Here is a 20,171-nt window from a genome sequence, read left to right on the forward strand (position 1 = left end):
GCGTGAGAAGCTCACCGCATGCCGGTATCCCGGAGCGTGATATTCAGCCGACCGGACGCCAATCCACTGTCCGTATCTGCACTTCCTGCAATCACTTTCGGGACACCGTGGTAGGCGAATCGTGAGGCTCCACCAAAAACGAAGAGATCGCCCGACTGAAGTTCGATGTCGGTATACGGCCGGTTCCGATTCTCCGCGTTCCCGAATCTGAAGACGCAACTCTGACCGATGCTCAGTGACACGACGGGCGCGTCGCAACGCTCGTCCTTGTCCTGATGCATACCCATCCGGGCGCCGTCGTCGTAGAAGTTGATCAGCGCGGTGTCGGGTGTGTAGGTCTGACCCGGATCTCCATAGGCTTCTCTCACTGCTTTACGCCCCAACTCGATCAGCCAATCGGGCAGCGCGGCCACTGCTGCCCCGTTCACATCGTCGGCAGTGCGCGTGTATTTGTACGGTTGCCAATGCCAGCCGAGGCACACGGTTTGGACCGACATCTTGTGGCCGCCGGGGACCACCGCCGAGCGCATCGGGACCGGGGCGGTTGCCCACCGTCGACATTCGGTGACGAGCGTGCGCCGTTGGGCAAGGCCGAGCCAATCCGGAACAAGAATCGCCCCTGGCGCCACTTCCATTTGCGACCGAGGAATCAGAGCGTTCATGAATTCCACGCTAATCGGTCCCGAGGCATTGACACCTTCTGCATGGACTCGTACTGTAATCAACAGATTGGTTGATAAAGGAGATGGTTGACAAGTGATCGTGGATCCCGGGGCTGATGATCGTCTCGACAAAGCATTCATGGCACTTGCTGACCCGGTACGACGACGGATCATCGCCCGCCTGAGCACCGGACCTCAGACGGTCAACGAGCTCGCAGAGCCGTTCGAGATCACAAAACAGGCTGTCTCCAAACATATTCAGGTACTCGAGGCAGCGGGGTTGGTCACTCGCAGCCGTGACGCCCAGAGACGTCCAGTGCATCTGAATGCCGCAGCGCTCGAGGCTTTGACGGCCTGGATCGACCGCTATCGACTGATCCACGAACAACAGTTCCGCAAGCTCGATCACCTGCTCAGCACCACACAGAAGGAGACTTAGCCATGGCTACCACCAATCCCGTCACCATCACGGCTCCTGAGGGCGTGCCGTTCATCGACATCACCCGCGAATTCGACGCACCCGTCAGTGCCGTGTTCGCCGCTCATTCGAATCCCGAACTGGTCAAGCAGTGGCTCGGCCCCAACGGATACGAGATGGACATCGAGGAATACAACTTTGTCAGCGGCGGTCGATACAAGTACATCCACCGCAATCCCGAGGGTGACGAGTTCGCGTTCAACGGCGTTTTCCACGTAGTTCGCGACAACGAATTTGCCATCCAGACCTTCGAATACGAAGGCTTTCCCGACGTGGTCAGCATCGAATCCATGACGTTCGAAGATCTAGGCAACGGGCGCACCCGTCTCTCCGGCCATTCCGTCTATCCGAGCCTCGAAGCGCGGGACGGAATGATCGAGAGCAATATGGAACTCGGCGTCACCGAAGGTTACGAACGCCTGGACAAGATCGTCGCTCAGTCCTGAGCACCTGTTTGCCCGATTACTCACTGCGGAAGGCACTCCCATGGATTGGACCCTCGAAGTAGTCATCGTTCCCGTCAGCGATCTCGACCGTTCCATCGAGTTCTACCGTGACAAGGTCGGTTTCAACCTCGACCACCACACCGTGAACGAACACATGACGGTCGCCCAGCTCACTCCGCGTGGTTCGGGCTGCTCGATCGTCATCGGCAACCTGCCGTCGCAAACCGAGATGGCCCCAGGTTCATTGAAGGGCTTGCAGTTGGTGGTGGCCGACGCTGCAGCGGCTCGACAGGAGCTCATCGACCGCGGCGTCGATGCCAGTGAGGTCACCGTCTTCGACGAGCGTGACGGTGGCACCTTCTTCGGATTTGCCGACCCGGACGGTAATACCTGGGCTGTCCAGCAGCTGAAGGTCCGTGGAGAGAAGCCGCTCATTCCGAAGGACTACCGCGACCGCTTCGGCGCGTAGAAGCCGCCTTCCACGCTGCGTAGCCTTCGGCCATGCAGACAGCGCAGGGGCGATAGCCGGCCGCAATCGCGGTCGGCTCGTCCGCAAAGAACACTCGACTGGCAACGTACCCACCGCGCGCGATTGCCTGCGCAGCCCCTCGGCAGTCGAGTCGCCCGTAGATCTTCGTTTTCCGGTGCCCGCCAAGCACACCGGGCGCCTGACTCTCGTAGGGTTTGTTGTGAGCGTCGCGGAGAATGTACGTCTTACTCGGCATCATGAAGCACCAATCCCAATGTTCGACGCGTACCGGAGTGCACGACGCTGACACCATGTCGCACAGGGGCTCTCGACCACCCACGCGAACTCTGGACCGGCCGATCCCGCGTGGTGAATATCAACGCGTGACCTTGTTCGAGTACCGTGACCGTCCCTTTCGACTGGGCTCGCGGCCGCTGTTCCACAAGCAAGAACTCTCCCCCGGCGTGGTCGATGCGAGGTCTGTCGAGCCCGATCACGACTTGCAAGGGAAACACCAACTCTCCGTACAGGTCCCGATGCAGTGCATTCCAGTCGCCAGGTCCGTAGGACAGGAGAATCGGGGTAGGCCGATTCTGGCCGGCGTCGTGGCACAGGTCGATCCAGTCTTCGAAAGTGTCCGGCCACGGTGCGCTGTCCCCCAGTTTGAACGCCCACTCCCGCGCAACAGGGAGAAGCTGCCGGTAGAAAGCCGCTCGCAAAGCGGTGATCGGCTCGGGTACCGGATCACCGAAGTATCGGTACTGCCCTTGACCGAACCGGTATCGAGCCATGTCGATGGTGCTTCGAAATCGGTCGGCGTCCGCGTACCACGACGCAATTTCCTTGCATTCCGACTCGTCGAGCAGCGGCCCACTCCGAGCGCACCCGCTCGTGTTGATTCCTTCGATCAGCGCAGGCCAATCGAGGGAATCGACTCGAGCAGACAGGTCGGTGAAGAGGTCCATACGTCGTAGACGACGCGGCGGTCAGGAATGTGAGAACGTCAGCAGTTGGTCAGCCAGGGCGTTGTACGTACGGGCGATCCCGGCATAACTGAGCACGGGTTCCGGATTCCAGGTGCCGATCTTCCCCGCCTTCACTGCAGGCAAGTTGGACCACGCAGGATTGGTGCCGAGCGTATCCAGTTGCAAACTGGACGGACGATCGTCGAGGAAGATCATGTCGGCCGGATAACGGTCCGCCATCTCCCAAGCCAGTTTCTCGACGTAGACCGACGATCCCTCGGCCGGATCGACAACGGTAAGACCCAAACTCGCCAGGTCGGCGAGGATCGGAAACCCGGAACGACTGACACGAATCGTGTCCGGATCTGCGGACGCGAACAAAACCTGTGAATTATTCAGCGAAGAAGCAACTTCGGAGATCCGCGCACGCGCAGCGTCGTAGTTCTGTCGCTGAGCCTCCATATCCGGGTCTGCTCCGAGTTCCACGACCAGTTCCACGATCTCTTGCACGGTTCGGTCGATGGTTCCTGCTGCCGTTTCCACGAACAGTACTGTCGACAAGCCTTTCACCGCATCCAAGTTCGCCTCGTCGAGAAGGGCTGAACCACGCAACTGAGGGACGATGACGACGTCCGGCTCGAGGGCAGCGATCTTCTCGAGTTCCACCTGCCCCCAAAGCTGCCCGACCATGTCGGTCTTCGAGAAATCCAACTTGCCGGAGATGCTGGTGTCCGTCGATCCCGGCGACCGTGTCAGTGCCCCGAAAACACCGACAGGCACCAGTCCGTAATCCCACAGAGCGCCCGCGATACCGGTGTAGGTGACAAATGTCCTTGGTGGTGAATCCAATTCGATCAGGGTTCCGCGATCATCGGTGAAGGACCAGCCGGCATCGCCTGCGCCCCCGGCGTCTGCGTCCGAACGCGAGCAACCGGCCGCTGCCAGCGCAGCAGCCAATCCTGCTGCAGCGCCGAGGAACCTGCGGCGATTCCAGTCCATCTCGAGACGCCGGTGCGGTCGTGGAGTGAACAGCGTGGTCATGTGTGTGCCCTTTCGGCGATTGGTTGAACTGTTGCAGGAGTGGACGAACGAGCAAAGAGGAGGATCGATACAAGACCTGTGAGCATTCCGACGCCGGCACAGAAGACCAGCGGCCACAGCAAGGCGAACTCGTCCGAACCTGCGAAGAGCGAGCCGCACAACGCAATTCCGACTGCGAGCCCGAATTGCCGCGATGAGTTGGCTGTGGCCGAAGCCGTCCCGGCACGCTCTGCCGGGGCGTCCGACATCGCGGCACCGGGCAGCACCGGCGACACCATCGCCGAACCGACGCCGGTCAGAATCAGCCCGGCGATCAGTGCGGGCCAGACCGGCTCGGCGAGAACGTACAGCATGGCCACGCAACCGATTCCGCAAAGGACCGTCCCGAATCCGAGCGACAGTCGAAGGTCGACGCGCTGAAGCCGTGATCCACACAGGGCCGACACGAAGACAAAAGCGAGCGGTTGAATCGAGAGCCCAAGTGCGGCCGCCGACGCCGACAGTTCCAGCCCGTTCTGCAGCCACAGTGAAAGGACTACGAGCGGGCCGTAGGCCGCGAGGTAGTAACCGAAAGCAGCGACGAGGACGCCGTCGAATTTCAGAGATCGGAACAACGCCGGATCGAGCATCGGACTGCTGCTTCGACGCTGCCAGGACACAAATGCCGTCAGCGCAATGATTGCGATCACGAAGGCAAGAGCTGTCGACGACGAAGTCCACCCGGCGTCGCCGCCCCACGTCACGCCCAGAATCGCGGCAACGGCAGCGAGAGTGAACAAAACCATTCCGGCCCAGTCGATATTGTCGTCTCCGCGCTCACTTTCGGCGAAACAGAACACAGCCATTGCGAGCGCTACTGCGGCCACGGGGATTCCGAAATAGAAGACCGCACGCCAGTCGAAGAACTGCGTCAGCAGCCCTCCTGCAACATTCCCGATTCCGGCCGCCAATCCAGCCACGGCACCCCACGCGGCAAAGGCGACGTGACGATCACGGCCCGAGTATGCGTCGCCGAGCAGAGGCAGCAGCGTCGCGAACATCGCTGCACCGGCAATTCCTTGCGCGCCGCGAGCTGCGACCAGAACCGTGACGTCCGGGGCAACAGCGCACACGGCCGTCGCCACCAGGAACACAACCAGACCGCAGATGTAGAGGCGTTTACGTCCCCAAGCATCGCCGAGCGCGCCCATGCCCACCAGAAGCGCAGCAAGAGCCAGCGTGTAGGCGTCGACGACCCAGGACATCGCGCCCGTACTGCCGTCCAAACCGACGGCGATGGCCGGCACCGCGATCGTTGTGATCGTGGCGTACGTCAGTAAGAGGAAAGTTCCGATGCATGCGGCGATAAGCGGCAGCCATCGTCGTGCCGACATGGTCAACCTCCGAACAGGGCGGTAAGTGCGCCCTAACTATGGAGGTTCAAGTCAACTTGAAGTCAAGCGCCGCTTCGACGCGGATGTCGAGCTGCTCGAGCAGCCACGGACACTGCATCGGACGCTCTTGCCGACACGTCAGGTGATGCTCGAGAATCAGTTTCGCTCTCGTAGCGGCGGCGATCTGTGCCTCGAGCATCGAAACTTGATCCGTGAGAACCGCGGAGAACTGCTCGGACGTGGTGTCGGCTTCGATGAAGGAGCGCACCTGCTCCAAGGACATTCCCGTCTCGGTGTACATCCGGATCAACGCCAGCCGACGCAGCTCACGCTGCCCGTACCAGCGTTTGCCGCCGGTTCGCGATCGCGCGGACAGCAGGCCTTCGTCCTCGTAATAGCGCAAGGTCGACGCCGCGATTCCGAACGATTTTGCAACTTCGCCGATCGGGATCAAGTGCTCACGCATTCCCCGATCGTAGGCTGAGTATGTAGGCGGTTCCGGCAGTTATGTGTAACTTGGCATACTGACTAACGGAAGGGTCGCGCAAGTGATCTCACAGCAAAATGCTGTATGCGCTCGTTGAACGAGGGAGAGCCGTGCTGGATCCAACGCGACGACCGGTCGGGCCGTACTCGTCAGGGGTGCCCCAAGGTGCCCTCGACGTCCGTATGCCTGACCTGGAACGATTCGGCCTCCCCCAGCTTTGGCGATCGGTGGTCATCGCGGTGGTGCTGTCCACATCGATCATGCTTGCCCTGATCGTGTGGCCGTTCCGCAGACGCGGACGCACCATCGTGGACGCGGCGTCCGACGGCGTGGTGGACGGCTTCATCACCCTCGGCCCCACGTTCGTGAAGCTCGGGCAGCTGGTTGCGTCGTCGTCAGGGATTTTCCCCGCGCCGCTGGCCAATGCCTGCCTTCGGTGCCTTGACGATGTGCCACCGTTCCCCGCGGACCAGGCTCGCAGCGTCGTGGAAGCGGACCTCGGATACGCGATCTCCGAAATTTTCGCGAGCTTCGACGATCAACCGCTGGCGGCTGCGTCGGTGGCGCAAGTGCATGCGTGCGTCCTGCACGACGGACGTGAAGCCGTCATCAAGATTCAGCGGCCGGGTATCTACGCCCGCATGCTCATCGACCTCCGGGCGGCATATCGCGGTGCGCGGATTCTCGAGAAATTCGTCGAGTTCCTACGAATAGCCAACGCGACAGCCATTATTCGCGACCTGCATACCGCCACGATGACGGAACTGAACAGTGCCGTCGAGGCCGATCGACAAACGACGTTCCGGAATAACATCGGTGCGTTCGGCGACAACAAGGGCGTGACAACGCCCGAGGTGTACTGGGATTACTGCGGGCCTCGGGTGATCTGCATGGAGCGTATGCGGGGTGTTCCTCTCGATCGCTTCGTCGCGAGTCCGGACGGCATCGACGAAGCCCGCATGCTGATCCGGCGCGGCGTGAAGGTATGGCTCGAATCCGTCATTGTTCACGGGCCGTTTCACGGTGACGTTCACGCTGGAAATCTCTGGGTACTCGATGACGGCCGGATCGCGATGCTCGATTTCGGAATTGTCGGAATTCTCCCTGAAACGTGGCGAACGATTCTCACCGACATGTTTCGCGCGACATTGATCGACGGGGATTTCGCCCGTGTCGCCCGCGGTATCCGCGCCTTGGGATACGCCAACGACTACGAGGTGGACGATGATCAACTCGGCTTGCAGGTGGCCACCGCTTTGGCGCCGATTCTGGGCCGAGACCTGGGGGAACTCAAGTTGAGTGAACTCATCATGGCGCTGATCCAGCTAGGCAGACAATGGGGTGTGGCCAGCCCCGAGGAATTGGTTCTGTTCGGCAAACAGCTCGGCTATTTCGAGCGTTATGCCACCGCGCTCGCACCAGGCTGGGTTATCGGTCAGGACCTTTACCTTTTCAAGAATATGTTTCCCGACGAAGTAACGGCCAAGGCGCACAGTTTGGGAATCACCCTTCCGGAATAAATCTGCCTAACTTAACTACTACGACAATCCAGGCGCGGGGATTAATCTGAAGCAACCCCCTGCGCAAGGAGCACGCCGTGCAAACAGCATCCGCCACGATTGCCGAGCAGAAGTCCGCAGACAACCTCATCCCGGGAACGACCCCTGCCACCACTATCGGCACGCTCATCACGTCTTTCGACAGTTCCGTCATCGAATTACTCGTCAGTCCTGGTGGACTCGACGTCGAAATTCGATCAATGGCGCTCCTCGAGGATTCCGATATCGACGGTACGGAACCCGCGGGCGCACTGTCCGACGTGTATCTGCCGGTAGGAGTTCCGATTGATTCGGTGATCGACTGGCTGGTCGCGTCGGAGCACCATCCGCACAAACCGAAACTGCTGCTCGTCAAGAATGCCGACAACGAAGGTCCATTGCGGGCAGCCGCGGAAAGATCAGGAATCGCGCTCGCCTCGGTACATCCGAAAGCCAGCTCCGGGCATATCTACTCGCTGATACAGCAGTTGCTTCTCAAGAACGCATACCGCCGACGCGCCACCCCGCAAGGTTCTGGTTTCGATCCCACCGGCGACTCCGACTTGTTCGGGCTCGCGGAGACCATCGCCGAATTGACCGGTGGCCTGGTCACGATCAACGACAATGCCCAACACATCTTTGCCCATTCCGCCGGACACGCGAATGAGGACGAACTACACCAACGCTCGGTGCTCGGCCGCGAATGGCCGAGTGGCTACAGCGAATGGCTGCAGAAGCGAGGCACGTTCGAACATCTACGACGCTCGGACGAGATCATCGACATCCCGGCCGCGCCCGAGTTCGGCGCCGCACATCGGTTGGCCGTCAGCATTCGGCGCCGCGGCACAAGCATCGCCACATCTGGTGTGCACCAGCAGCATCTCGGAACCATCTGGGTCCAGACTGCGGGAGCACCACTTCGCGACGGTTCCGACGAGGTGCTTCGCGGCGCAGCAGAAGTGGCCTCACGCATCGTGATCCGGATTCTCGACGCGTCGCGCCGGGAGAGCGCCCAAATCCAGCGACTGTTCGGCGCTCTGGGCGGCGGTGTCGATATCACTGCTTTGGCGGATTCACTCTCACTATCCCTCGACGGACCCGCCGCGGTGGTGGGATTTGCGACTGCCGAGCAGACGCCAGTCGAGTTGCGGCGGATGACGAACTCACTGCGCCTGCACGCCAGCGCTTTCCGACGAGACGCCGTCACCACTGCGATAGTCGACCGGATCTACGTGCTATTCCCTCACGCAGAAGGCGAATCGCTGATCAGCGACTGGGCCGCAGACACAGTTCGCTATCTGGGAAGTTCGTCGGATATCGTCGCGCGGGCAGCGGTCGCAGTGATGATTCCCAGACTGTCCGGGGTTCCCGAGGCCCGCAGAGAAGTCGACCGGGTACTCGACGCTCCCGGCGACACGTCTTCCCCCGTCACGACTCTGGCTGCCTCGCGCACCGCAGTGCTACTCGGCGAAATCCTCGACCTGATCGGGGATCACGACCGACTTCGGGACCCCCGAGTTGATCGTTTGCTGTCTTACGACGACAAGAACTCGTCGGACATGCAGTCCACGCTCACGAGCTATCTCGCAGCGTTCGGCGATGTGAAAAAAGCTGCGGCCCTGCTGAAAGTGCATCCCAACACGTTGCGGTACCGCGTCCGGCGCGCTGAACAGATCATGGGAATCTCGCTCGACGAGCCGGACACGCGACTGCTGACAGAGCTTCAACTGGCACTCGTGAGCCGGGAACCGTCTGAACCGGAGCGGCTGACACCCACCAACTGAACCGCTTCCGGTTGCACGCTCCGTCCGATCAACGAGACATGTCGCCTACCGCACGGCAAATGCGCGGTACACAACACTCGTCAATGAATCGAACACGTCTAACTCAGGAGCACCCTTGAGAACTCGCGGAGCCGTCATCCGTCAAGCGCCCGGCAAGTACGAGGTCGTCGACCTCGAACTCGATTCACCTCGTACCAATGAACTGACCGTCAAGATGGTTGCCTCCGGCCTGTGCCATTCCGACGACCACATCGCCAGCGGCGATCACGCAGTGGGCCGCTACCCCATTTGCGGCGGCCACGAAGGCGCAGGCGTTGTGGTCGAGGTCGGCCCGAACACCGAGGGCTGGACCGAAGGTGACCACGTCATCTTCTCCTTCCTTGCCGCCTGTGGCCGATGCCGTTGGTGCGCAGGCGGAATTCAGAACCTGTGCGACAACGGCGCAGCAATCATGACGGGTAGCCGCCCCGGCGATACCGAGAGCTATCGCATGACGTTGGACGGCGAGCCGGTTTCACAAACCTGCGGCCTCTCCACCTTCAGCGAATACACCACGGTCAGCACGCTCTCCGCCGTCAAGGTGGACAAGCATCTCCCGCTCGAGACGCTGTGTCTGCTGGGTTGCGGTGTCGGCACCGGTTGGGGTGCTGCCGTCAACTCCGCCCAGGTGTACCCGGGCCAGACCGTGATCGTCATGGGTGTCGGCGGCATCGGCATCAATGCCGTTCAAGGTGCAGCGCACGCCGGCGCCGCACACATCATTGCCGTGGATCCTGTCGAATTCAAGCGCGAGAGTGCCCTGAAATTCGGTGCCACGCACGCAGTGTCCACGATGGAAGAAGCAACCGACATCGCTCGTTCCTTCACCAACGGCCAGGGCGCTGATTCCGCGATCGTCACCGTCGGAGTGACCACGGGAGACCATGTGGCACAGGCTTTCTCATCCATCCGCAAGGCCGGAACCTGCGTAGTCACCGGACTGGGCAAGATGACGGACATCGGGATTCCGGTGAGCCTGATGGAACTCACGCTCTACCAGAAGAGAATTCAGGGATCGCTCTTCGGTGCATCCAACCCGACCGCCGACATCCCGTGGATGGTCGATCTCTACACCAGCGGAAAGCTTAACCTCGACGGCTTGATCACCAACCGCTACTCACTCGATCAAATCAACGAGGGCTTTGCCGACATGCATGCCGGCCGTAACCTCCGCGGCGTTATCACCTTCTGAGCTGGTTCTCTCCGGACTTGACTCGTGTGCAAGTCCGGAGAGATCCCCGCATCGGATACACCAGGCATTCACGGTGTCGAGGATCAGGCGAATCGAGTTGGCGAAAACCAGAATTCACGCAGTATCCTGTCTGCGCTCACTCAGCCGAGTGACGAAGCAATCGCATCTCGTCCCGCAGCGGCACACGCTTGGTCCTGCATTCCGTCCGGAGCGCCACCGACACCGATGCCGGCGATCGACGCAGGTCCAGCCTTCACTGTGACTCCACCGGCAAGGAAGAGAGTGCCGGGAAGGTCGGCGATGGTGGATCCGTCGCCTTTCGTTCGCTGTGTGAGGTCACTGGTGTCGGCCCCGAAAGCTGCAGAGGTGTATGCCTTCTCGCGTGAAGCCTCCACGGTGTGCTGGGCTGCGTTGTCGCCACGCACCATGGCGATGACATTTCCGGCACGGTCGACGACGGAGACGGTGACAAATCCGAGTCCGTCGGCACGGCATTTCGCCAGGGCCGCACCGGCTGCCTTCACTGCTGCGTCGGCGCTGAGTCGATTTTGAGTGACAACGGCCGAATCACCGGTCGCAGCAGGCTGCTGCGTGGCAGAAATCGATGTCGTGCTCGACATGTTCTCCACCGGTGTGTCGGTACTCGAGCAGGCCGCGCTCGCAAGGATCGCGACAACCGGAACGGCGACAGCCAGGGTACGGGGCAGTCGTGTGTAAATGCGGTGGTTCATGATGGGCACACTTTCAGTCGAGTGGTTCGAAACCGTCCACTACAGCGTCGCGTCCCCGCGAGGGTCCGCACATCGGGCGCTCGGGTGGCGAACAGTGCGCCCTACGGCCACCTAGAAGTCATCCGAATGGTTGATCCGAGGGCCAGGCGCACTCCGTAACATTCGAGGGATGAGCAGTGGAGCCACGACGAACGCCGACGCCGACCTAGGCCTACGCGGTCCGTTGGCGTATGCGATCCACGCGTCGTTCTTCGTGTTGCTGTCCACGTCCGGCGTTCGGTACGTCGCAGTCCACGGCACCAGCGGTCGATTCGGGGTTGTTCTCGTCCTGGCCGTGGTGCTCGCCGTGCTCTACGCCGTCATGGCTACGGCGTCCTCGCGAGATGTCGTTCGCCAGCGACTGTGGATGTGGCCGGTACTGAGCACCTGGGCAGCGCTCGTTTGGCTTGCACCGAGTTTCGCCTGGTGCGCATTCCCTGTTCTCTTCCTCTGCATTCGTCTGTACCCGAGCAAGATCGCCTACCCCGTCGTCGGGATCCTGGGCGTCCTCGCCGGTATCGCGTTCTACCGGGTCACCGGTCGTGCCGAATTGGTGACTCTGCTCGGGCCTTTATGCACCGCAGCGCTGGTCGCAGCAGCGTACGGGCAGATGGAAAAGGATGCACGGGAACGTTTTCGGCTTCTGCGTCAGGTGGCGGAAACTCAGTCTGCATTGGCAGATACCGAACGTGCTGCCGGTGCGGCGGCCGAGCGCGAGCGACTCGCTCGCGAGATCCACGACACCGTCACCCAGGGCCTCGCGAGCGCCCTTCTTCGACTCGAGGCTGCCGAACAGACTTGGAATACAACGGGTTCGCCGTCCCGAGCCGATATCGATGCGGCTGCAGTGAATATTCGTACAAGCCTGATGCAAAGCCGCGACCTCGTCCACGACCTTGCACCGACCAAAGACGGAACGGGCGACTTCGACGCCCTGGTCGTGGCCGCCGCCCGCCAGTTCGTCCCGACCGTTCGGGTCCGCACCGTCGGTGAAGCCGTCCTTCTTCCCTCGGACGTAGCTCACGCCATCGTGCGAGTGGTCTCGAGCGCGTCGTCCAACATCGCCCGCCACGCTCTCGCCGAAACAGCGGGCGTAACCATCACCTACCTCGACGACTCGATCTCCGTCGACATCTTCGACGACGGCGTCGGCTTCGATCCGGGAAAACTCACCGACCATTCTCGATACGGTGGATACGGCCTGCGTGCGATGCGAAGCCGCGTCGCACAGCTCGGCGGATCGTTCACCGTGGAAAGCGCACCGGGCGACGGCACCGTCGTCGCGGCCCAGTTCCCGCTCGAACGGAGGATCCTGTGACCACCACCATTCGAGTGTTCCTTGTCGACGATCATCTGGTCGTGCGCGCCGGACTGAGGGCGCTACTGGACACTCAGCCGGATGTCGAGGTGGTCGGCGAAGCATCGTCCGGAGAGGAAGCTGCCACAGCGATACCGTCTGCCTCGCCGGATCTGGTGATGATGGATCTGGACATGGGTACCGGAATGCACGGCGCAGAAGCGATCAAACGGATTCGAAACGACGGTGTCGACGTTCCCGTACTGGTTTTCACGACCTATGACACCGACGCCGACGTCGTACGCGCCGTCGACGCCGGTGCCATCGGCTATCTACTCAAGGACTCGACTCCCGACGAGATCTTCGGCGCGGTACGCGGCGCCGTTGCCGGGCGCAGCGTCCTCTCCCCTACCGTGGCTTCCCGTCTCGTTCAGCAGATGCAGCGCCCACAGGAAGCCCTGACCGCGCGTGAGTCCGAACTGCTCAGCCTCCTCGCCGAGGGGATGACCAACCGGGAGCTGGGTAAGGCGCTCTTCATCAGCGAGGCGACTGTGAAGACCCACCTCGGGCACATCTACGCCAAGCTCGGCGTCGATACCCGCTCTGCCGCAGTGTCCGTCGCACTACGTCGCGACGGAATACGCTGACCCGCCTGCGCACGTGCAGGCTCTACTTGATCGAAGATCCGTGCTGCGTCAACGGCATGACCTCGATGCTCATGTACGGGAACAAGGGGAGATTCCAGAGAATCTCGTGGAGTTCGTCAGCCGACTCGACGTCGAAGATGCTGATGTTGCTGAACTGTCCCACAATTCGCCACAAATGCACCCACTTGCCCTGGCGCTGAAGGTCTTGCGAGTACGCCTTCTCCGTTGCGACGGTGTCTGCACGTACTGCCGGATCCAGGTCGCGCGGAATATCGACGTCCATCCGAACGTGAAAGAGTGCCATGTTCTTCTTTTCCTCTAGTTCCTGGTCCAGGCCTTGACGGCGTCCATGTTCAGTTCGACTCCCAAGCCAGGCCCGGCGGGAAGGTGCAACTGCCCCTCGGAATACTTCAACGGTTCCTGAAGCAATTCCTCGCTGAAGAGCAGCGGGCCGAAAAGCTCTGTTCCGAAGTTGATTCCAGGCTCGGCGCATGCGAAGTGCAACGAAGCCGCTGTGCCGATCGGACCTTCGATGGACGTCGCACCGTGGCACGCGATACCGGCGGCCTTGGCAATCGCGACGATATCGCGGCTGCGCTGCAGACCACCGCACTTGGTGGTCTTGAGAGCGATGACATCGGCGGCGCTCCGGCGGGCGATTTCCAGAGCGTCGTGCGGGGTCTGCACACTCTCGTCGGCCATGATCGGAATCGGTAGAAGCCTACTGAGTTCGGCGAGGACCTCGATTTGGTCTGCCGGAGTGGGCTGTTCGATCAGTTCGACTCCGCCGTCGGCGAGCTGTGGCAGGTACCGCAGCGCGGTGAAGCGATCCCACCGCGCGTTGACGTCGACGCGGACGCCGGCATGACCGTCGAGCGCCTGAGCGATCTCGACGATGCGCGCGACGTCGACCGCTGGATCGAGTGCTCCCATTTTGAGTTTGAAGCTGAAATTGAGCCGGGATTCCAGCTTTTCGTGAGCTTCTTCGATGATCTCGTCCGCCGGCGCAGCACCCAACGCCCACGTGACGTCGACGCTCTCGCGGAAAGCCCCGCCGAGCAGCGTGTGCACGGGGACTCCCAGGCTACGAGCCCAGGCGTCGTGCAACGCGACATCGACGGCGGCCTTCGCGAATCGTGCATTGGCAACAACTTTTTCGATGTCGGCCATGATCGCGGTGATCTGATCCACGCGCCTGCCGACCACCACCGGCGCGATGTACTTCTCGATGATGACCTGCATCGTCTCCACCGATTCGCCGCCCCACCACGGCCCGCCCGGAACGACACCTTCGCCGTATCCGATCACTCCGTCGGATGTGCGGATCGCGACCAGCAACAACGGCTGCGCCGTCATCGACGTGGTGGCGAACTTGTGGGGTCTCACCAGAGGAACGTCGAGGATGGTCGTCTCCAGGGAGACGATCGACAGGTCTGTCATCAGATCACTTTCTTTCGAGCAGTTGTGGATCAGGCCGGATCGAGCACGAAGTCGTATGTGACCCGGTTGGTTCCGTCGGCACCCGGCTTCGGATCGAGAATCAGTTCGGGCTTCGTGGCGGTTGCCACGTCGTTCTCGATCCACTCGCCACCGGAGAAGTAGAGCTGGGTGGTGATCGTGCGCTTGCCGGGAGCCTTCACCATGAGGTGCAGGTGCGCCGGACGCCACGGGTGCCAGCCGGCCTTCTCGATGAACCAGCCGGTGGGGCCGTCGGTCGGGATCTGGTACGGGGCAGGCGCAATCGTGGTGATCTCGAAGCGTCCCTCGTCGTCGGCGACGATCGTTCCGCGGAGGTTTCCGTCCGGGATGTGCGGCGCGAAGTGGGAGTAGTAGCCTTCGTCGTCCGCATGCCAGAGTTCGACGGTTGCACCGCCAAGGCCCTTGCCGTCGAGATCGCGAACCTGGCCCTCGAAGACCAGCTTCGATCCAACCTCGTTCTCACGCATCGGAAGTTCGCACCTGGCAGGCAACGTCTTGGCGTCGGCGACGTAGTACGGGCCCTCGATGCTTCCCTTGGTGCCGTGCTGGCCTCGGTACGCAACCTCCTCGACGTTGTGCTCGAGGAAGACGTCCAGCCACAGGGGCCACTCGCCGAACTGGCCGATGTCGATGAGCCACTGCTTGAGTACGCGGTACTCGGGGTAGGTGACGCCGTGCTTGTCGATGACGCCGGCGAGGGCCTCGAGAACGTCCTTGGCGATGGCCGAGACGCGCTCAGGCGGGGTGTCCGCGCTGACTCGTTCCTGGAGGAACTTGTCGGTGGCGGCAGTGCCCGAACCTACTGCGGTGGGGCTCTCGGAAGTGGTCATGTGGTCCTCCTCGGGGCCGTATGTGGCTGTTACCGGGTGGGTGCCGTACTGCTGGGCTGAGTCGGCTCCCCAAGTTTGGGTTGTACGCTATGCGTACATATGTTACGCTCTGCGTACGCTTGTACTGTGCGCGCAGTCACAAGGTTTGTCAACCTTCGAGTGCGTTGATCACGCATACCCGCAGATGAAAGGCCATTCCGTGAGCGAGAACGATCGCGATTACATCCAGAGCATCGAGCGTGGATTTGCTGTGCTGACGGCCTTCGACGAGAAGAACCCCAACCCGTCGCTCGCCGATCTTGCCGCCGAAACGGGGCTCTCCCGCCCAGCGGTCCGGCGCATCCTTCTCACGCTGCAGAAGCTCGGATACGTCACCGGCAACAACAGTCGGTGGTCGCTCACCCCGCGCGTTCTGAGCATCGGGCAGCACTTCTCGGCATCACACGCTCTGACCGAGGCGGCGCTCCCCCGCCTACTCGAGATCGCAGAGCACACCCACGAGTCGGCGTCACTCGGGATCCTCGACGGCGTCGACGTGGTCTACGCCGCGCGTGTACCCGTCCGCCGGATCATGAGCATCAACGTCAGCGTCGGCACCAGAGTGCCTGCATATGCCACCTCCATGGGTCGGGCCCTGCTCGCTTGGGCGCCAACGGAAATCGTCGACAACGTCATCGCGAACTCCACGTTCGACGCCCTCACCCCCACCACGATCACCGACGAAGGCGCATTCCATACCGCTCTTCGGGTGGTGCGCGAACAGGGATACGCACTCACGTCCGAGGAACTCGAAGACGGCCTGATTTCCCTCGCCGCTCCCGTCCGCGACGCCGGCGGAAGCGTCGTCGGCGTGACAGCATGTTCGACCTCGGCCGGGCGCACAACCCCGGAAGCCTTCCGCGCCGACGTCGCACCTTTTCTCGTCGAGAAGGCAAATCAACTCAGCGCAGACATGGGTTACCGCAGCTAGCGCCTCAACACTTCGGAAGGCAGCAATCCGTACTTCCGCCGAAATGACGACGCGAACCGTCCGGTGTGCGTAAAGCCCCATCTCACAGCGACATCGGTGACCGTCGTCGAGTCGTCGGCGTCCACCAGATCTGCATGGACCCGCTCGAGCCGGATGTCGAGCAGGCATTCCGACGGACTCCGGCCCACGTACTGCCGGAATCCCTCCTGCAATCTCCGTACGCTGACGCCCGCCACCTCCGCCATCTCGGCTGCGGTCCACACGCGGGCCGGGTCGTCGTGCATCTCGTCGAGCACCCGCTTGACGATGCGTGGCCTGGCGTGTCGCACCGCGTCCTCGCTTTCGGGCATCGCGGCAAGGACAAATGCCGTGACCACGGCGCCGGAGAGCTGACCTGCCACCAGTTCGTTGTGCAGCACGCCGACCGGGCCGAGTATCTGATCCGACAGTGAGCGAACAAATTTCAGCCATCTGGCTCCGTCGTCTCCACGAAGATCCACCTGATCAGGTAAGTGCATTCCGGGTCGACCGAGGACCTTTTCCATCTCGCGGTCGAGGTACTGACGGTCCATCCGGACTCCGACGATCTCGCAGTCCGCGCTCCACCGAGTGATTCTTGTGGTGATGTCGGGAGGACACACCGTCGCAACGCCCTGCGTCGAGAGCACGTGCGAGCCCGCGAACACCGACTCGAGCTCGCCCGAGAGCGGGATGTTCACCCCATAGGCGCCGGGATGATCGGATTCGACGGCGACGTCTGCTCCCCACCGAATATGAGCGATCCGCAGCGGTCCCAACTCGGTGGTGCACACCCCGACTCCACTGGCCGCATGCCGTGACAACGGCGTCAGCGTGTGCGGAAAATAGGCGTCCGAAACCGCATGACACGCCTCGTCCCAGTCGCGGGGAGCTGTACCGATCATGGAGTCGACCATCGTCCTTCTTCACCTTCCAAACCCGTGACCAGCCACATTGCCGAGCAAGGGCGCTGACCATCATTGAACACTGTGTCCCCGGTCACTTCCAAGAGAAAACGGGTACGGGCCGCGATCTGGTGCGCAATCCGGATAGCCACCGCGCTGTACGGATCGACCGAAGCCTGCGCCCGCCGTACGTTCGTCTTCACTCCCGGCGCCAGTCGCCCACTACTTCCCTCCCGCACTTCGCGGCACTCTCACTCAACCGCCATCCGACAAGGAGGTCCGGTCATGGAACAAAATCAGCTTCGAGGAATCTTCGGTCAATTCGCGAGCGGCGTCACCGTCATCACCTGCACCAATGCCGACGGTCAACCACACGGTGCCACCGTCACCGCGTTCACGGCCATTTCCCTGGAACCGCGACTGTGCCAGATCACGATGACTCGCAAGTCCAAGGCGTGCGGCTACCTCGGCAACGCGCCGTTTGCCGTCAACATCCTTGCCTCCGACCAAGTGGACACGGCCATGCATTTTGCCGGCCGACCGCAGCGCACCGAACCGAGGTGGATCGACGGACCGACCGCTCCCCTGCTCGACGGCGCCGCGGCAACCATCTCATGCATCCCGTGGAAGGAGTACGACGGCGGTGACCACATCATCTTCATCGGCGAGATCGTCGACGCACAGTCGAGTGGCAAGGATCCGCTTCTGTTCTACCGAAGCACTTTTCACGATCTAGGCGCTACCTCGTCGACCACAGTCTGGAACGGCAGTCAGGACGACCCCCACAGCGGGTGGTTCGACGCCACCACGTCGTTCACCCCGATTCATCTTCAGCCCGCACCCCAAACGATCTGAAAGGCTTTGCCATGACGACCACCGAAATTCCTCCCACCGGCGTCGACCCCGCAGATTCCGGAGCGCCACAGGTCAATCCGGCCGCCGATTGCGAAGCCAACCGCACGAAGAACTTCGCCACCCGCCCGATGACCGGCGACGAGTACATCTCGAGCCTGCAGGACGGTCGCGAGATCTGGCTTCACGGTGATCGCGTCAAGGACGTCACGACGCACCCCGCGTTCCGGAATCCGATCCGCATGACCGCGAGGCTGTACGACGCTCTGCATACGGGCGAGCACGTGGACGCTTTGACCGTTCCGACGGACACGGGCAACGGCGGTGTCACGATGCCGTTCTTCCGCACTCCGACATCGTCGGCTGACCTGCTCAAGGAACGCGACGCCATCGCGACGTGGGCACGGATGACCTACGGCTGGATGGGCCGCTCCCCCGACTACAAGGCAAGTTTCCTGGGAACCCTCCACGCCAACAAGGAGTTGTACGCACCGTTCCAGGACAACGCCGAGCGCTGGTACCGCGAATCGCAGGAGAAAGTTCTGTACTGGAACCACGCGATCATCAATCCCCCGGTGGATCGCCAACTTCCACCGGACGAGGTCGGCGACGTCTTCATGAAGGTGGAGAAGGAGACCGACGCCGGTTTGATCGTCAGCGGCGCCAAGGTGGTTGCCACCGGGTCGGCGATCACGAACTACAACTTCATCGCGCACTACGGTCTGCCGATCAAGAAGAAGCAGTTCGCCCTGATCTGCACGGTGCCGATGGACGCACCGGGTGTGAAGCTGATCTGCCGCACCTCGTACACCGAACATGCTGCGGTGATGGGCAGCCCGTTCGACTACCCGCTGTCGAGCCGCATGGACGAGAACGACACCATTTTCGTCTTCGACAAGGTGCTGGTGCCGTGGGAGAACGTCTTCATGTACGGCGACGTCGACCGGATCAACGCATTCTTCCCGCAATCGGGATTCTTGCCGCGCTTCACCTTTCAAGGCTGCACTCGCCTGGCCGTCAAGCTCGACTTCATCGCCGGACTGTTGATGAAGGCACTCGAAGCCACCGGCGCCGGCGGCTTCCGCGGGGTCCAGACCCGTGTCGGTGAAGTGATCGGCTGGCGAAACCTCTTCTGGTCGTTGACCGAATCGATGGCACGCGATCCCGAACAGTGGGTCGACGACTCGGTGATCCCGAAGCTCGAATACGGCCTCACCTATCGAATGTTCATGATCCAGGGATATCCACGCATCAAGGAGATCATCGAACAGGACGTCGCGTCGGGCCTGATCTACCTGCCCTCGAGTTCACTCGACTTCAAGAGCCCGGACGTGCGTCCGTACCTCGACAAGTACGTTCGCGGTTCCGACGGCATCACCGCCGTCGACCGAGTGAAAGTCATGAAGGCACTGTGGGATTCGATCGGCACCGAGTTCGGCGGCCGACACGAACTCTACGAGCGCAACTACTCCGGCAATCACGAGAACGTCAAAGCGGAACTGCTGTTCGCAGCCCAGAATCGCGGGCACGCCAGTTCGATGAAGGGACTGGCCGAGCAGTGCCTGAGTGAATACGACCTCGACGGCTGGACGGTTCCGGACCTCATCGGCAACGACGACGTCTCGTTCTTCAAGAACCGGTAACCCACTCCGCCGGTAGGGCGGACTCGCAATGTCGAGTCCGCCCTTGTCGTCGTCCTCAATAGGCGTAGCCCACAAGCAGAATTCGACGAACACTGGCGACGATCACGAGTGGTGTGCACATCCGGTGCCGCCCACACCGACCTGGCCGCTGCAGGCGATGATCAAACTTGTTGTGCCACTGGTGACCACCAGTGTCCGAAGGAACATGGCAGCACACCGCGGGCGTCCTCTGCGGAACATTCGCCGACATCCTAGGCCTGTTCGCTCCAGCTACTCCTGAACTGTC

22 protein-coding genes are annotated in these 20,171 nt (G+C 61.8%); 11 read left to right on the forward strand and 11 right to left on the reverse strand.

The window, feature by feature from the left end:
- Positions 1–11: 11 nt before the first annotated feature.
- Entirely contained in the window at positions 12–662 is a 651-nt protein-coding gene (locus ACFRFQ_RS06140; RefSeq protein WP_378654411.1) for an alpha-ketoglutarate-dependent dioxygenase AlkB family protein, read from the reverse strand.
- A gap of 94 nt (positions 663–756) precedes the next feature.
- On the opposite strand from ACFRFQ_RS06140, the gene ACFRFQ_RS06145 reads away from it, so the two are divergent.
- From ACFRFQ_RS06145 to ACFRFQ_RS06155, 3 genes are read left to right on the forward strand one after another with little or no spacing between them, the layout of a single operon-like run.
- Positions 757–1,101: an ArsR/SmtB family transcription factor gene (locus tag ACFRFQ_RS06145; RefSeq protein WP_378654414.1), complete on the forward strand. Its 345-nt coding sequence runs from the start codon at positions 757–759 to the stop codon at positions 1,099–1,101.
- A gap of 2 nt (positions 1,102–1,103) precedes the next feature.
- A complete protein-coding gene (locus ACFRFQ_RS06150; RefSeq protein WP_378654417.1) occupies positions 1,104–1,586 on the forward strand; it encodes an SRPBCC family protein in 483 nt (160 codons plus the stop codon).
- Between the two features lie 40 nt (positions 1,587–1,626).
- Positions 1,627–2,055 (forward strand): VOC family protein, encoded by a 429-nt coding sequence (locus ACFRFQ_RS06155; RefSeq protein ID WP_378654420.1) that lies wholly within the window; start codon positions 1,627–1,629, stop codon positions 2,053–2,055.
- Here ACFRFQ_RS06155 and ACFRFQ_RS06160 read toward each other — a convergent pair.
- From ACFRFQ_RS06160 to ACFRFQ_RS06180, 5 genes are read right to left on the reverse strand one after another with little or no spacing between them, the layout of a single operon-like run.
- The gene (locus tag ACFRFQ_RS06160; RefSeq protein WP_378655076.1) at positions 2,018–2,311 is read right to left on the reverse strand and encodes an Ada metal-binding domain-containing protein; all 294 of its coding nucleotides are present in this window, start codon (positions 2,309–2,311) and stop codon (positions 2,018–2,020) included. The genes ACFRFQ_RS06155 and ACFRFQ_RS06160 overlap by 38 nt on opposite strands.
- Positions 2,301–3,020, reverse strand: coding sequence for a 2OG-Fe(II) oxygenase (locus ACFRFQ_RS06165; RefSeq protein WP_378654427.1), 720 nt, complete (start codon positions 3,018–3,020; stop codon positions 2,301–2,303). The genes ACFRFQ_RS06160 and ACFRFQ_RS06165 overlap by 11 nt, the downstream gene beginning before the upstream one ends.
- A gap of 21 nt (positions 3,021–3,041) precedes the next feature.
- Positions 3,042–4,061, reverse strand: coding sequence for an ABC transporter substrate-binding protein (locus ACFRFQ_RS06170; protein WP_378654430.1), 1,020 nt, complete (start codon positions 4,059–4,061; stop codon positions 3,042–3,044).
- Positions 4,058–5,434 carry an MFS transporter gene (locus tag ACFRFQ_RS06175; protein ID WP_378654432.1) on the reverse strand — a complete coding sequence of 459 codons (1,377 nt, stop codon included), beginning with the start codon at positions 5,432–5,434 and terminating at the stop codon, positions 4,058–4,060. The genes ACFRFQ_RS06170 and ACFRFQ_RS06175 overlap by 4 nt, the downstream gene beginning before the upstream one ends.
- Before the next feature lie 46 nt (positions 5,435–5,480).
- Positions 5,481–5,900, reverse strand: a complete 420-nt coding sequence (locus ACFRFQ_RS06180) for a MerR family transcriptional regulator (RefSeq protein WP_378654435.1) — start codon at positions 5,898–5,900, stop codon at positions 5,481–5,483.
- A 131-nt stretch (positions 5,901–6,031) separates the two neighbouring features.
- Here ACFRFQ_RS06180 and ACFRFQ_RS06185 point away from each other — a divergent pair, with 131 nt between their 5' ends.
- From ACFRFQ_RS06185 to ACFRFQ_RS06195, 3 genes are all read left to right on the forward strand, one after another.
- Entirely contained in the window at positions 6,032–7,441 is a 1,410-nt protein-coding gene (locus tag ACFRFQ_RS06185; protein WP_378654438.1) for an ABC1 kinase family protein, read from the forward strand.
- A 77-nt stretch (positions 7,442–7,518) separates the two neighbouring features.
- A complete protein-coding gene (locus tag ACFRFQ_RS06190) occupies positions 7,519–9,243 on the forward strand; it encodes a PucR family transcriptional regulator (protein WP_378654440.1) in 1,725 nt (574 codons plus the stop codon).
- 115 nt (positions 9,244–9,358) lie between these two features.
- On the forward strand, positions 9,359–10,474 hold the full coding sequence (locus ACFRFQ_RS06195; protein ID WP_378654443.1) for an NDMA-dependent alcohol dehydrogenase: 1,116 nt from the start codon (positions 9,359–9,361) through the stop codon (positions 10,472–10,474).
- 140 nt (positions 10,475–10,614) lie between these two features.
- Here ACFRFQ_RS06195 and ACFRFQ_RS06200 read toward each other — a convergent pair whose 3' ends face one another.
- On the reverse strand, positions 10,615–11,205 hold the full coding sequence (locus ACFRFQ_RS06200; protein ID WP_378654446.1) for a heme-binding protein: 591 nt from the start codon (positions 11,203–11,205) through the stop codon (positions 10,615–10,617).
- 169 nt (positions 11,206–11,374) lie between these two features.
- Here ACFRFQ_RS06200 and ACFRFQ_RS06205 point away from each other — a divergent pair, with 169 nt between their 5' ends.
- On the forward strand, positions 11,375–12,562 hold the full coding sequence (locus ACFRFQ_RS06205) for a sensor histidine kinase (RefSeq protein WP_378654449.1): 1,188 nt from the start codon (positions 11,375–11,377) through the stop codon (positions 12,560–12,562).
- Positions 12,559–13,188, forward strand: a complete 630-nt coding sequence (locus ACFRFQ_RS06210; RefSeq protein ID WP_378654452.1) for a response regulator — start codon at positions 12,559–12,561, stop codon at positions 13,186–13,188. Before ACFRFQ_RS06205 ends, ACFRFQ_RS06210 begins: the two co-directional genes overlap by 4 nt.
- A 22-nt stretch (positions 13,189–13,210) precedes the next feature.
- Here the strand turns inward: ACFRFQ_RS06210 and catC are convergent, their stop codons facing one another.
- From catC to catA, 3 genes are read right to left on the reverse strand one after another with little or no spacing between them, the layout of a single operon-like run.
- On the reverse strand, positions 13,211–13,492 hold the full coding sequence (gene catC / locus ACFRFQ_RS06215) for a muconolactone Delta-isomerase (protein ID WP_378654455.1): 282 nt from the start codon (positions 13,490–13,492) through the stop codon (positions 13,211–13,213).
- A gap of 14 nt (positions 13,493–13,506) precedes the next feature.
- Positions 13,507–14,628 carry a muconate/chloromuconate family cycloisomerase gene (locus tag ACFRFQ_RS06220; protein ID WP_378654458.1) on the reverse strand — a complete coding sequence of 374 codons (1,122 nt, stop codon included), beginning with the start codon at positions 14,626–14,628 and terminating at the stop codon, positions 13,507–13,509.
- Positions 14,629–14,657: 29 nt separating this feature from the next.
- A complete protein-coding gene (gene catA / locus ACFRFQ_RS06225; RefSeq protein WP_378654461.1) occupies positions 14,658–15,497 on the reverse strand; it encodes a catechol 1,2-dioxygenase in 840 nt (279 codons plus the stop codon).
- Between the two features lie 199 nt (positions 15,498–15,696).
- Here catA and ACFRFQ_RS06230 point away from each other — a divergent pair, with 199 nt between their 5' ends.
- On the forward strand, positions 15,697–16,467 hold the full coding sequence (locus tag ACFRFQ_RS06230) for an IclR family transcriptional regulator (RefSeq protein ID WP_378654464.1): 771 nt from the start codon (positions 15,697–15,699) through the stop codon (positions 16,465–16,467).
- Here the strand turns inward: ACFRFQ_RS06230 and ACFRFQ_RS06235 are convergent.
- Positions 16,464–17,402 carry an AraC family transcriptional regulator gene (locus ACFRFQ_RS06235; protein ID WP_007729772.1) on the reverse strand — a complete coding sequence of 313 codons (939 nt, stop codon included), beginning with the start codon at positions 17,400–17,402 and terminating at the stop codon, positions 16,464–16,466. The genes ACFRFQ_RS06230 and ACFRFQ_RS06235 overlap by 4 nt on opposite strands.
- Before the next feature lie 273 nt (positions 17,403–17,675).
- Between ACFRFQ_RS06235 and ACFRFQ_RS06240 the strand changes: the two genes are divergently transcribed.
- Both ACFRFQ_RS06240 and ACFRFQ_RS06245 read left to right on the forward strand, forming a co-directional pair.
- Positions 17,676–18,245, forward strand: a complete 570-nt coding sequence (locus tag ACFRFQ_RS06240; protein ID WP_033233583.1) for a flavin reductase family protein — start codon at positions 17,676–17,678, stop codon at positions 18,243–18,245.
- 11 nt (positions 18,246–18,256) lie between these two features.
- Positions 18,257–19,885 (forward strand): 4-hydroxyphenylacetate 3-hydroxylase family protein, encoded by a 1,629-nt coding sequence (locus tag ACFRFQ_RS06245; protein ID WP_378654467.1) that lies wholly within the window; start codon positions 18,257–18,259, stop codon positions 19,883–19,885.
- Positions 19,886–20,171 lie beyond the last annotated feature (286 nt).

Source organism: Rhodococcus sp. NPDC056743 (genome assembly GCF_042790355.1).
Taxonomy (GTDB): Bacteria; Actinomycetota; Actinomycetes; order Mycobacteriales; family Mycobacteriaceae; genus Rhodococcus_F.